This is a genomic window from Lysobacter soyae, from assembly GCF_019551435.1.
Lineage (GTDB): Bacteria > Pseudomonadota > Gammaproteobacteria > Xanthomonadales > Xanthomonadaceae > Solilutibacter > Solilutibacter soyae.
In genome coordinates, this window is record NZ_CP080544.1 from 1,305,110 (window position 1) to 1,317,759 (window position 12,650).

The following is a 12,650-nucleotide window of genomic DNA, read 5'->3' on the forward strand; positions in this document are numbered from 1 at the left end:
ATGTGAGAAAGGGGAAGTGTAGTCCAAAACAACCACACCACGCGATTCGCAGGCGAATGGTAACGCGACTTCCGAGCGGCTCGTGCGCGCGGTCACGGCATGTACATGCCGCCATTCACATGTAGGGTTTCGCCGGTGATGTAGCTGGCATCCGGACCGGCCAAAAAGGCCACCGCGCGCGCGATATCAGCAGGTGCGCCCAATCGACCCAAAGCAATTTGTTCGGCCATGGCGGCTTTGGCCTCGTCCGGCAAATCCCGGGTCATATCGGTCTCGATGAAACCCGGGGCCACGACATTCACCGTGATCCCGCGCGAACCGATTTCCTTGGCCAACGATTTGCTGAACGCGATGATGCCGGCCTTGGCTGCGGCATAGTTGGCTTGGCCGGCATTGCCGGTCACACCGATGACCGACGCGATATTGATGATTCGGCCCTTGCGCGCCTTCATCATGCCGCGCATTACCGCCTTGCTGCTGCGATACACGGACGTCAGGTTGGTATCCAAAATGGCCTGCCAATCTTCGTCCTTCATTCGCATCAGCAGGTTGTCGCGGGTAATGCCGGCGTTGTTCACCAGAATGCTCAAACCGCCATGTTCGGCCTGCACGGCGTCAATGAGGGCTTCGATGGCGCCGGCTTCTGTGACGTTCAACACCCGCCCTGCACCGCCGGCGGCTTTCAGGCGCTCGCTGATCGCGGCCGCGCCCGACTCACTTGTGGCTGTACCAATGACCATCGCACCACGTGCGGCAAGCTCATCGGCAATCGCGGCACCAATGCCGCGGGTTGCACCGGTGACCAGTGCGACTTCACCTTCAAGGGGTTTCATGTTCATGCGTTCCATTCCTCGATGGCGGTTTGCAATTCGTCCGGGCTACCGATGGCGCGTGCATCGGCCTCTTTTTTGATGCGTTTGATGAGACCGGTCAACACCTTGCCCGGCCCACATTCGGCAAAGCGGGTGACGCCGAAGCCCGACAAGGCTTCCACGCAGCGTGTCCATTGCACCGGCAGGTAGAGTTGACGGACCAAGGCGTCCTGGATGGCAGCGACATTCGCGTCCACCGTGGCGTCGACGTTGCGCACCACCGGAATCGCCGGTGACTGCCAGGACAAACCGGCGAGCGTCTCGGCCAACTGATTGGCTGCTTCGCGCATCAGCGGTGTGTGTGAGGGCACGCTGACGGGTAGCTTGATGGTTTTCCGGACACCATTGGCATTGAGCCACGCAATGGCATTGTCGACCGCAGACGCGTCGCCGCCAATCACGATTTGACCGGGAGAATTGAAGTTTGCCGGCACCGCCACATGCGTGCCCGAAGCTTGCTTGCAGGCCTCTTCAACCACGCTGTCATCAGCGCCGAGCACCGCCGCCATGGCGCCCGTCCCTTCGGGTGCTGCTGCCTGCATCAATTGACCGCGAATGCGCACCAAGTGCGCACCGTCCTTGAGCGACAGCGCGCCCGCGGCCACCAGCGCGGAGTATTCCCCCAAGCTGTGTCCGGAGAGATAGGCGGGCGTTGCACCGCCTTGCGCTTGCCAAACACGCCAGACGGCAATACTCGCTGCGAGCAAAGCCGGTTGTGTGTATTCAGTGCGGTTGAGTTGTGTGTCGGGACCTTGTTGCGACAGCGCCCAAAGGTCCACACCTGCGCCGTCGGAAGCCTCCTCAAAGGTCTGCTTGACCGACGGGAAGGCATCGGACAAACCTGCCAACATGCCGACGGACTGCGAGCCCTGTCCGGGAAAGACCAATGCGATATCAGTCTGCGACATTCAAACCATCCAATATGCGAAACGCCCATGATAATGGGCGTTTGCAATCAGCGTCTGTACGAGTCGGTATGCGCGCCGACTGGGGAAATCAGTAGCGCAGAAGCACCGAGCCCCAGGTGAAACCGCCACCAAAGGCTTCGAGCAAGAGCAATTGGCCGCGTTGCACCTTGCCGGATTGGACAGCTTCGTCCAATGCCAAGGGCACAGAGCCCGAAGAGGTGTTGCCGTGCTTGTCGACGGTCACGATGACGCGATCCATCGGCATATCGAGACGCTTTGCAGTGGCTTCGATGATGCGCAGGTTTGCTTGATGCGGAATCAGCCAATCGATTTCGTGACGATCGAGACCATTGGCCTCGAGCGCCTCTTCAACCACCGAATCCAACGCCTTGACGGCATGTTTGAACACTTCGTTGCCCGTCATCAAGACGCGCACGCCGGCGTTCTCTTCTTCCGGTTTGAAGCCTTCGGACACACCGACAGGATTCCAGAGCAGTTCCTTCTTGCTGCCATCGGCATGCAAATGGGTGCTCAGGATGCCGGTCTCGTTATCGGCCTTCAGCACTACCGCGCCGGCACCGTCACCGAACAACACGCAAGTGCCGCGGTCGGTCCAATCAATCATGCGCGTCAATGTTTCAGCGCCGACAACGAGTGCCGTTTTCACCGAACCGCTGCGGATGAAATTGTCTGCCACGGTCATCGCGTAGATGAAGCCGGAGCATGCGGCGTTCACATCGAACGCGGGACAGCCGGCAATGCCTAGCTCCGCCTGCAGCAAGCAAGCGGAAGACGGAAAGATCAAATTCGGCGTGGTGGTGCCGAGAACGATCAAGTCGATGTCGTCGGGCGACACACCTGCCGCGCTCATCGCGCGCAGCGCAGCCTCTTTGGAGAGACTGACGGTGGTTTCACCCTCACCCGCCACATGACGCTGGCGGATGCCGGTGCGCGTTGCAATCCACTCATCGCTGGTATCGACCGTCTTCGACAATTCGTCATTCGTGACGACGCGCTTGGGAAGGCAGCTGCCGGTACCGGCGATGCGCGAATAGATGCGATCAGTTTTCACAGTCGGTGACGACGGAAACCGGATCAATCTTCGCTGACGATCTTGGATTTGACTTGGATGACCTTCTTGCCACGGTAGTAACCGTCTGCGGTCACGTGGTGACGCAGGTGGGTTTCACCACTGGTCGGGTCGGTGGAAAGTTGCTTCGCCGACAACGAATCGTGTGCGCGACGCATGCCACGCTTGGACGGGGAAACACGGGACTTTTGAACTGCCATGGGTACAACTCCTGGTTAATCGGAATGTCGATTCACGTCGACACCATTACTACTTGAATCAAGTCTCTTTCTTGAGTGCTTTCAAGGCGGCGAAAGGGTTCATGGCCTCGACCACTTCTTCTTCCGGCAACCAATCTGCGGACATTTCTTCCGTGCCGGGTTTCACCGGAACGGCAGGTACGGCCAGAATCAATTCGTCCTCGAGCAGGGCCAACGGATCCAATGCATCACGCTCCACCAGCTGGGCTTCATAGCCGGCGGGCAATGCATCTTCCTCCGCTTCATCGCGAATCAGCGCAATGCGCTGCTCCACGTGGACCGGCAAGAGAAAACGTTGCAAGGTGCGCTGGCATTCCAGCGGCAGCTCCGCAGTCATCGAAATGGCTGCATGCGGCACTCGCAACGAATCCGTGTCGAACGCCAACGTGTAACGAACCTCTCCTTCGGTGTCGGTCAATAGACTCGCCAAGCGGGTCATTTTCGACAACGGCACCACGCCCTCGAACGCCCGACGCTGGTTCACCATGCGCCACGGGTCCAACTGATCAGGTAAATTCGGGGACATAAGCCGCAAAATGGTAGGGGTTGAATGCGCTGCTGTCAAATCCAAACCCTTGCAATCTCAATGGATTGCAACTGCTCCGGCGAACGTTGACACTGCGTTTTGACGCTTGGGGATCGTGATGCAGAAAATAATCTGGCTGCTACTTGCAATTATGGCGCTTTTTGCCGGCTCAATGGCCTTGAGAAACCGCCGCAGCAACCACCGCCAGTCCACTCTACGAGCGACACTGGACGCCGCTGACGCGCTTGAATCAGAGATTCGGGCGGCGCGCACCGCCTTGCAATCGGCCGACTTCGGCACGACGGACGCGGAAGACGCGCTGGACACCGCGATGCGTGATTTGCTAAACAGGCGCCTTTGGCTTCAATCCCATGCTGCCACCGCCAGTACGGAAACCTTGGAAAGCCGATTGGCAGAGATGCAAGACGCCATCCTGCGAATGCGTCAATTCTCAGCGCGCTGAGCGACGGGTCAGCAAGGCATCCCGCATATCCGCAATCACCGTCGTCCAATCGCCGAGGCGCGGCTGGCGGAACAAACGGGTTTGCGGATACCAAGGGCTGGCGTCGCCCTCCAAGCCCCAGCGCCAATCCGGCACGTTCTTCAAGGCAACCCAGGTCGGGCGACCCATGGCGCCGGCCAAATGCGCGATGGCCGAATCCACGGTCACCACCAAGTCCAGACGTTGAATCAAAGCTGCCGTGTCCAGGAACGCATAGTCGGCATCACGGCTTTCGTCCGGCACAATCAGGCGCATATCGGCTTTGGCCGCGTCGATTTGCTCAACCCCGGCGCCCTGTTGCAACGACACCAACCGCACACCTGGGACTTCCGCCAAGGGCAACAAATCCGCGAGCTGCAGAAACCGCGATTGATCCATCCATCGCTTGGTACTTCCCTGCCAGAAAATGCCGACGTTGCGCGTACTGAGCGGCAGAATCCGTTGCCAGGTTTCCAAGCGGTCCTTTTCCGCGTGCAGGTACGGCACGCCGTCCGGAATGCTGCCCGCGTCTGTGCCAAGCGCCATCGGCAGCGTCCAAAGCTCCGCTCGATAGTCGAATTGCTTTCCTTCCGGGAATTGTTCCAAGTACCGGACGTTGTATTGGCTCGACTGCAGCAATCGGAAAATGCGCGGCGCGCCGAGAAAGAAAACATCGGCACCCATGGCAATCAAGGTCGGCACATAGCGCCAAAACTGGAATAGATCGCCGAATCCGTTTGGCTCGGAGAGCAAAATCGACTTGCCGAGCAACGATTGCCCTTCCCAACGCGGAATGGCGTGTTGCGCGCCCTCTTTGGGGCGATACATGTTCAAGCTGTTTTGGTAGTCGTGCCAACCTTGTTGGAAGTCGCCTTGCAAGAGCTTCAGATTCGCACGGCGTTTATAGGCTTCCGGGAAGCGTGGCGCGTGTTTGATCGCTTGATCAAATGCATTCTCGGCAAAATCAAACTTGCGCAGATTTTGCATTGCCAAACCGCGATTGCTATGCGCTTCCGCGTAATTCCATCGCAGTTCGATCGCGCGATCCAAACGCTCCACAGCGCGTTCGTAATGACCGCGATCAATCAACACACTACCGATGTTGTTCCAGAATTCAGGCACATCCGGTGCCGCCTGGATGGCAGCGCGTAGATCTTGCTGCGCTTCGACAAACCGCCCCAAGTCACCGTGGATGATCCCGCGGATGTTCAACGCCATGGCATTGCCGGGGTCCTTCTGCACGCCGACATCGGCGTCTTCCAGTGCCGCCGCATAGTTCGCCATGCTGCGCTTGGCCATCGCACGTCGCGACCAAGCGATAGCAAAGTCCGGCGAAAGCTCGATGGCTTTGCTGTGTTGCGCGATGGCGTCTTCCGGACGCCCCAAGGCCATAAAGGCCATACCGAGATTGTCGTACATCGGTGCGAAATCCGGCTTCAGCTCGATCGCGCGCTGATAGCTCTCGATGGCATCCTCGAAACGACCGAGCTGATACGCGATACTGCCGAGGCTTCCCCATGCCAGGGCATGTTTGGGGTTCTTCCCCAAGAGACTTTCGAGGGTGCGCACTGCCGCGTCGGCATCGCCTTTTTGCAATTGCACGGCACTGAGTCCGAGCATCGCGTCATGGAGTCCTTCATTCAACGAAAGCGCTGATTCGTAGTTCTTCTCGGCCCGGGCAAGATCTCCCAATGCCATGGTTGCGTCACCCATGCCCTGAAAGGCGACCGCAAACTTCGGCGACAGTTGAATCGCTTGCTCGTAACTCTTGAGCGCACGCACATGCCGCTGACAGGCCATCAACGCGTCACCGCGCTTGAGGAATGTGGCCGGATTCGTCGCATCGATGGCGACCGCACGGTTGAACGCCTCAACCGCTTGCTCGGGATGTCCTTGCGAAAGCAATGCCAAGCCATAGACATGCAAATTCATCGCAACATTCGGCTCTGCTTCGACCAACTGTCGCGCCATTTCTGCGGCGGCATCGTAGGCGCGCTGATTGATCAGCGCGATGACTTCATCGACATAACTCTCTAAACGCTTCATTCAACAGCCCGGCGGGAAACCATTCCATTGTAGTCAACTATCCAAGGCTTCCCAGCGCGCATAGGCGGCTTCTAGCTCGGCTTGTGCATTTGCGAGAGCCGTTTGGTCGGCTTGAATGTCTTGGCTGTCCCGCTGGAAATACGTGGGATCGTTCATGGCCTCGGACATGCGCGCGATCGATTCTTCCAGCGCTTCGATGCGCTTGGGCAATTCCTCGAGCTCGCGCGCCTCCTTGAAAGTGAGCTTGCGCTTCGTGGCGACCGGCGCCGCCGACACCGGAACCGCAGGCACTTCGGCGGCCTTGGTGTTTGCCGGGACCGGCTTGGCCGCAGTCAGGGAATCGCGGTGACGTTCCCAATCACTGTAGCCGCCGACGTATTCATTCACACGCCCCTCGCCTTCCATCACCACCGTGGAGGTCACCACGTTGTCCAGGAAGTCGCGGTCATGGCTGACCACGATCAGGGTGCCCGGATAGTCCATCAACAAGCTTTCGAGAAGCTCCAAGGTTTCGGCGTCGAGATCGTTGGTCGGTTCGTCCATAACCAACACGTTGGACGGTTGTGCAAAAAGTTTTGCCAGCAACAAACGGTTGCGTTCACCACCCGATAATTTTGAAATCGGCGCGCGCGCACGGTCGGGCGTAAAGAGAAAATCCTGCAGATAGCCGATAGCGTGTTTTTGCCGGCCGTTGATTTCGACGCTTTCTCTGCCTTCGGCGACGTTTTCCAATGCCGTCCAGTCTTCGCGCAAGGTCGCACGATGCTGGTCGAAGTAGGCCAATTGCAGTTGGGTGCCCGCCAAGACTTCACCGCGCGTCGGCTGCAACTCACCTAAAAGCAATTTGAGCATCGTCGATTTGCCGCTGCCGTTCGCACCGATCAAACCGATACGATCACCGCGCATGATGACGGTGGAGAAATTGTCGATCAGAACCCGGTCGCCATAGGCAAAATGCAGCGCTTTCGCCTCGATCACCTTCTTGCCGGACGCTTGCGCGTTGGATGTCTCGAGTTTGACGTTGCCTTGCACGTTCCGCCGTTGCGCACGCTCTTCGCGCAGGGCCTTCAGGCGTCGCACGCGGCCTTCATCACGCGTGCGACGTGCCTTGATACCTTGACGGATCCAGACTTCTTCTTGCGCAAGCAATTTGTCGAAGCGCGCATTCGCTTGCGCCTCAGCGTTGGCGCGCTCTTCACGACGTCGCACATAGTTGGCCCAATCGCCCGGCCAACTCGTGAGCTGACCACGATCAAGCTCAAGAATGCGCGTGGCAAGCGAGCGCAGAAAGCGACGATCGTGCGTGATGAACACCAATGCCCCCTGCCACGAGCGCAGGAAGCCTTCCAGCCAATCGATGGATTCGATATCCAGATGGTTGGTGGGCTCGTCGAGCAGCAATACATCGGGTTGCGAGACCAATGCTTGCGCCAGTAGTGCGCGTCGCTTCAAGCCACCCGACAAGGCATTGAACGGCACATCGCCGTCCAGCTCGAGTTTTTGCAGCACTTCGGTCACGCGTTGGTCGAGCGCCCAGCCGTTGGCATTTTCGATTTTCGCCTGCACTTCGGCAAAGGCGTCCATGTCGAACTCTTCCGCGTGGCTCAGATGGTGGAATTCAGCCAACCATTCGCCCAGTTGTCCCAAGCCTTGGGTGACGACTTCCCACACATCGCCATCGGTGCCATGTGGCACTTCCTGCCGCATGTGCGCCACACGCACGCCCTGCCCTTTGCGGATTTCGCCTTCGTCTGCACGTTGCTCCCCCGACAGGAGCTTCATCAATGTGGACTTGCCGGCGCCGTTGCGGCCGATCAACGCAATGCGCTCGCCCGATTGGATCTGGAAATTGATGTGGTCGAGGAGATGCAGATCGCCAATGCTGACGACCACATCCTGGACGGTTACGAGATCGGTGGCCATGCACTACACGCCTGAAAACAGACGTGCATTGTAGTGACCTGCTTACTTCAACGCGAATTCCAGCGCGGCGATGACGGCGGCGACTTGTGCGTCATTGCACTGCTCGGGCGTCGCGCGCGGGCTGTCCGGATAGACTTCCGTCGTGGTGGTGAGCCGTGCATCGGTCACACCCGCACACAGTCCGAGCGCTTTGAAGTCGTACAAGATCACGCCTTCTGCCACGACTTCCGAGCCGATGATGGTGCCGTCGGGATCCGCGGGCGCGATATGGGTGACCGGCCGCACGGCCTCAATCACCGCGGATTGAAATGCCAATTGCGGGTTCGGCGTATCGCCGACCACGTAAAAGCCATCCGGAATGGTGCCGGGTTCGAAGGGTTTGCCGTCGCGCGCAGCCAACGCGGGCCTGAACTCGGTTTCGTCCGTGTCGGTGGTTTCGTGAAGATCGATATGCACGGCGCATTCGCCTTCAAGACCCGCCACCAAGCGCATCAACGCGGCGGACTCCGGGGCTGGGCTGTTGTCGATGAAGTTCCGGTTGGGGTCCAACGCCAGTGCATTCCAACGCTGGATGCGCTCGTAGGCCCACGGACTGACGCAGGGGGCAATGACGAGATTCAAACGGCCGTCGAAATCCGAGGCGTGCCGTTGCGCAAACTGCAATGCACCCTCGACGCCACTGGTCTCATAGCCATGGACGCCGCCGGTCACCAGTGCGTACGGGAGCTCCTTGCGCCAGTCTTTCGACTTCAGCACATAGAGCGGAAACCGGCCGTCCCCACCGTAGTCAAGCATGCCGTATTGATCCACGACGAATTGTGCGCGCAACGCTTCAATTCGGGGCACAACCGCCTCGGCATAGCTGCGTTGCTGACGGCGCGATGCGCGCCATGCGCTTTTTTCAGCGTCGCCCCAAGGTTGCCCCGGCTGACCGATCATCGTGTCCACGTTATCCATCCGTTTGCTTGTCCTGTCAGTCTAGCGAACCGGCTGCGAACAGAGAACAATTCTGATTCTGGAACTACTGAAACGTGCCATTCTGGGAAACGGTTCTACCGAGACAGGGGGTCGCGATGAGTCGGGTTCGTGCGACGCATGCATGCCGCAAGCTCCAGTCATGTCTGTTGGTGCTGATGCTGCTGATGAGTGTCGGCGCCCTCGCCCAGACGCGAGTTGAAGTCCGGAACGACGATCGGGCATTCGACAGGCTCGGCCGATCCGTTCAATTTCTCCCCGAGTCGCGCGGCACGCCGCTAACGCTGGAAGAAGCGTCGCAGGCCTACGCAGCGGGCAAATTCAAACCGTCGACAGACGAAGTTCCCAACTTCGGTCATTTGGCGCCGCCGACTTGGATGCACATGCGCATTCAAAATGCCGGGCCGGCCGGTAACTACCGAATTTACTTGGCGCAAGGTTGGACCGGCCGTTTGGACGCGTGGTTGCGAAGCCCCGACGGGCGCATGCAGCAATGGGCCGGCGGATTGAGAGTTTCACCCGCCAAGGATTTGCGACCCGGACTTGGTTACGGATTTGACGCGACGCTACCAAACGGCACCAGCGAACTGTTCGTGCGCATCAAGAGCAACGCCTCGGCGGCGATGGAGATGCGCGTGGTTCCCATGCCGCTCACTGCAAAGCTGGAGTCACGCGCCGGCGGATGGAACGGCGTCATCCATGGTTTCTTGATGGCGCTCATTTTGACCTATGCCTTGCTCTGGTTTGCACTGAAAGATGCGGCGCAAGGGCGCTATGTGTTCTATGTCGCGACCTACCTGTTCATGCACATGGGATATTCGGGCGTCGGCTCCACCACCTTGTGGCCCGACACGCCACGTCTTGCGCGTTTCATGATCCTTTCGGGGATGGCTTTGTTTGCAAGTAGCGGTCTGTGGTTCGCACGCGAGTTCCTCTCCTCACGCGCTTGGGCACCAAGATTCGACACGTTTTTGAAGTGGGCCACACGCATCGTGCTCACCTTCATGGGCATTGTCATCGCGTTGGACTTTGATCGCGTCGCCCTGTTGTTGTCGTTGCCGTTCCTCTTGGTTTTCACCTTGCTCGAGGTCTCGCTTGGCGTCTTCGCGGTACGCAAATCACGCGATCTAGCTGGGACATTCCTCACCGCGTCGCTTGCCCGCCTGACCGGTCTTGCGATCACCAGCCAAGCCGTTGTCGGTCATCTTCCCTTCAATGCCTACACCTTTCACGCCGTGGAAATCGGTGTGCTCATCGAAGCGACAATCTGGGCAATGGCGTTGGGTTTGCGACTGCGGCGAGACCGCATCGATCATGTCTTGACTATGCGCTTGGCGCAAAGCGACCCGCTCACCGGTCTGTTCAATCGTCGCGGATTCTTGACCGTCGCGAAGCCGAAAATCGAGCACTGTCAAAAGCTCGGTTTGCCCGTTGCATTGATCATGGCGGATCTCGACCACTTCAAAGCGGTCAATGACATCCATGGTCATGAAGCGGGCGACGCCGTGTTGATTGAAGCGGCGCAACGATTCAAGCGCGCCGCTCGCAACGCGGATTTTGTTGGCCGCTGGGGCGGCGAGGAATTTCTCATTCTCATGTGCGGCATGAACAAGGAGAAAGCCGTGGAGTTCGCCGAGCGCATTCGCAATGTGCTCTCCGACACGCCGATCCTCCTGCCCGACAAACAAACGGCGCAATTGACCACGAGTGTGGGGGTCGTTGTGGACGAACAGGCTTCGCAATCCATTGAAACCTTGTTGCATCAGGTCGATGCGGCGCTCTATAGCGCCAAAGAATCGGGGCGCGACCGTGTGGTCGAGGTGTCCGAACTGATTCCCGTGACACCCGACACTTCGACTTCTGCGAGTTAAGCGTTATCGCGCAGGCGTCACACGCCACACTGTGTTCGACAAGTCATCCGCCACGATGAGGGCGCCCTTCGGATCCACGGTCACACCCACCGGGCGACCACGCGTCTTGCCGTCATCACCGCGAAAACCGGTCACAAAATCCACGGGCTCACCTGCCGGTTTGCCATTTGAGAACGGCACAAAGACGACCTTGTAACCCACCGGCGGATTCCGGTTCCAACTGCCGTGCTCGCCCACAAACGCACCCTCAGAAAACTTTGCGCCCATGGCGGCATTCGAGAACGCAACCCCCAGGGCCGCACGATGCGAACCCAAGCTGTAGTCGGGCGCAATTGCTGTCGCCACTTTGTCGGGATTGCGCGGCATGACACGCACGTCGACGTTCTTTCCCCAATAACTGTAGGGCCATCCGTAAAAAGCGCCGTCTTTCAAGGCGGTCAAGTAGTCCGGCACCAAGTTCGGCCCCAATTCGTCGCGTTCATTGACCACCGCCCACACCGTATCAGTTCCGGGCTGGATCGTGAGCGCCGTGGGGTTGCGAATTCCGGTCACATAGGGACGATGTGCGCCGGTTTGTGCATCGACCTCCCAAACCTCAGCGCGATCGACTTCAACATCCAGTCCGCGCTCACCCACATTGCTGTTCGAACCGATGCCGACGTACAAGAATCGACCGTCAGGACGGACCGTCAAAGATTTGGTCCAATGGTGATTGATTCGAGACGGCAGCACCGTCAACAAGCGCGGGGCGCCGGCAGCACGCGTTTGACCGTCGACATAGTCGAAGCTTCGCAGCGCGCCTTGCTCCGCCACGTAAATTTTTCCATTGGCAAAGGCGAGACCGTAAGGCGCATCCAATCCCTCAGCAAATACCGTGCGGAGCTCGTATTTGCCATCACCGTCCGCGTCGCGCAACAGCGTGAGCCGATTGCCGGATTTCTCAGAAGTCGTGCCCTTGGCCTTGATCTTTCCCGCGATAAGGTCTTTGGGTTTCAGAACGGGTGCGTGGCCACCTTTGCCTTCGGCCACCAAAATATCGCCGTTAGGCAAAATCAGAGTTTGGCGGGGAATGCCCAAGCCGGTCGCAATCGCAGAAATTTCGTAGCCTTGTGGCACCACCGGCTTCTTCCCGTCCCAACCGGCAGGTTGGGCGATTTCCATGCTCGGCAGCAGCCCGCGTTCGGTTTTCGGCAAGACCGGATTCGCGCCATATTGCGCCGCATCGGGTGCTTGCCCGCCGCAGGCGGAAATCGCGCTGACCGATGCAATCGACAAAACCAACTTCAGACGATTCATGCCGCACCCCCTGAACGATCGTTGCAATAAACGGACCACGTTGCGATGCAGGCCAGAACAGCGCACACCAGCGACAAGACCCATCCCGTCGGCATCATGGCCCACGCATCACGCGCGTGAACAAACGCATTGATGACGCCAAGAATCCAAACAACCAGCAGAACGATCAGCGATATCCAGCGACGACTGCCCGCAGCGCGAAGCTGACCACCGTCCGCGAGCGTCGCAATAATGGCCAACGTCGCAAACACCAACGCGCCGATAATCAGCCAAGACGAAAAATTCATCCATTGAATTTCGTAGGAAGATTTATACGCACAGTCGGACAAGGCCGCACCCAAGAACAGCGGCAGCGCCGCACTGGTAAAGAGCTGTTTCAACGCCGGTTGCGTTCGCATGGATTCACCCTCGCAGTTGCCGTCT

12 protein-coding genes are annotated in these 12,650 nt (G+C 58.8%); 2 read left to right on the forward strand and 10 right to left on the reverse strand.

Going from position 1 to position 12,650, the window contains the following annotated elements; translation table 11 throughout:
* Positions 1–92: 92 nt before the first annotated feature.
* The 5 genes from fabG to H8L67_RS06295 all read right to left on the reverse strand — a co-directional run bounded on the left by fabG (position 93) and on the right by H8L67_RS06295 (position 3,635).
* Positions 93–839: a 3-oxoacyl-ACP reductase FabG gene (fabG, locus tag H8L67_RS06275; RefSeq protein ID WP_220379011.1), complete on the reverse strand. Its 747-nt coding sequence runs from the start codon at positions 837–839 to the stop codon at positions 93–95.
* On the reverse strand, positions 836–1,780 hold the full coding sequence (fabD, locus tag H8L67_RS06280) for an ACP S-malonyltransferase (RefSeq protein WP_220379012.1): 945 nt from the start codon (positions 1,778–1,780) through the stop codon (positions 836–838). Before fabD ends, fabG begins: the two co-directional genes overlap by 4 nt.
* An 88-nt stretch (positions 1,781–1,868) precedes the next feature.
* Positions 1,869–2,852 carry a beta-ketoacyl-ACP synthase III gene (locus tag H8L67_RS06285; RefSeq protein ID WP_305068558.1) on the reverse strand — a complete coding sequence of 328 codons (984 nt, stop codon included), beginning with the start codon at positions 2,850–2,852 and terminating at the stop codon, positions 1,869–1,871.
* A gap of 23 nt (positions 2,853–2,875) precedes the next feature.
* Positions 2,876–3,070, reverse strand: a complete 195-nt coding sequence (gene rpmF, locus H8L67_RS06290) for a 50S ribosomal protein L32 (RefSeq protein ID WP_220379013.1) — start codon at positions 3,068–3,070, stop codon at positions 2,876–2,878.
* A 58-nt stretch (positions 3,071–3,128) separates the two neighbouring features.
* Positions 3,129–3,635: a YceD family protein gene (locus tag H8L67_RS06295; RefSeq protein WP_220379014.1), complete on the reverse strand. Its 507-nt coding sequence runs from the start codon at positions 3,633–3,635 to the stop codon at positions 3,129–3,131.
* A gap of 178 nt (positions 3,636–3,813) precedes the next feature.
* Between H8L67_RS06295 and H8L67_RS06300 the strand changes: the two genes are divergently transcribed.
* Positions 3,814–4,098, forward strand: a complete 285-nt coding sequence (locus tag H8L67_RS06300) for a hypothetical protein (protein ID WP_220379015.1) — start codon at positions 3,814–3,816, stop codon at positions 4,096–4,098.
* Here H8L67_RS06300 and H8L67_RS06305 read toward each other — a convergent pair.
* Genes H8L67_RS06305 through H8L67_RS06315 form a run of 3 tightly spaced genes read right to left on the reverse strand, consistent with a single transcriptional unit; the run spans position 4,087 to position 9,042 of the window.
* Entirely contained in the window at positions 4,087–6,162 is a 2,076-nt protein-coding gene (locus H8L67_RS06305; protein ID WP_220379016.1) for a tetratricopeptide repeat protein, read from the reverse strand. The genes H8L67_RS06300 and H8L67_RS06305 overlap by 12 nt on opposite strands.
* 33 nt (positions 6,163–6,195) lie before the next feature.
* Positions 6,196–8,085 carry an ATP-binding cassette domain-containing protein gene (locus H8L67_RS06310; RefSeq protein ID WP_220379017.1) on the reverse strand — a complete coding sequence of 630 codons (1,890 nt, stop codon included), beginning with the start codon at positions 8,083–8,085 and terminating at the stop codon, positions 6,196–6,198.
* Positions 8,086–8,127: 42 nt separating this feature from the next.
* Positions 8,128–9,042, reverse strand: a complete 915-nt coding sequence (locus H8L67_RS06315; protein WP_220379018.1) for a M14 family metallopeptidase — start codon at positions 9,040–9,042, stop codon at positions 8,128–8,130.
* 116 nt (positions 9,043–9,158) lie between these two features.
* Between H8L67_RS06315 and H8L67_RS06320 the strand changes: the two genes are divergently transcribed.
* The gene (locus tag H8L67_RS06320; protein ID WP_220379019.1) at positions 9,159–10,931 is read left to right on the forward strand and encodes a diguanylate cyclase; all 1,773 of its coding nucleotides are present in this window, start codon (positions 9,159–9,161) and stop codon (positions 10,929–10,931) included.
* Positions 10,932–10,934: 3 nt separating this feature from the next.
* On the opposite strand, the gene H8L67_RS06325 is transcribed toward H8L67_RS06320, so the two are convergent.
* Together H8L67_RS06325 and H8L67_RS06330 are read right to left on the reverse strand one after the other, a co-directional pair.
* Entirely contained in the window at positions 10,935–12,227 is a 1,293-nt protein-coding gene (locus H8L67_RS06325; protein ID WP_220379020.1) for a PQQ-dependent sugar dehydrogenase, read from the reverse strand.
* A complete protein-coding gene (locus tag H8L67_RS06330) occupies positions 12,224–12,625 on the reverse strand; it encodes a DUF2231 domain-containing protein (RefSeq protein ID WP_220379021.1) in 402 nt (133 codons plus the stop codon). Before H8L67_RS06330 ends, H8L67_RS06325 begins: the two co-directional genes overlap by 4 nt.
* Positions 12,626–12,650 lie beyond the last annotated feature (25 nt).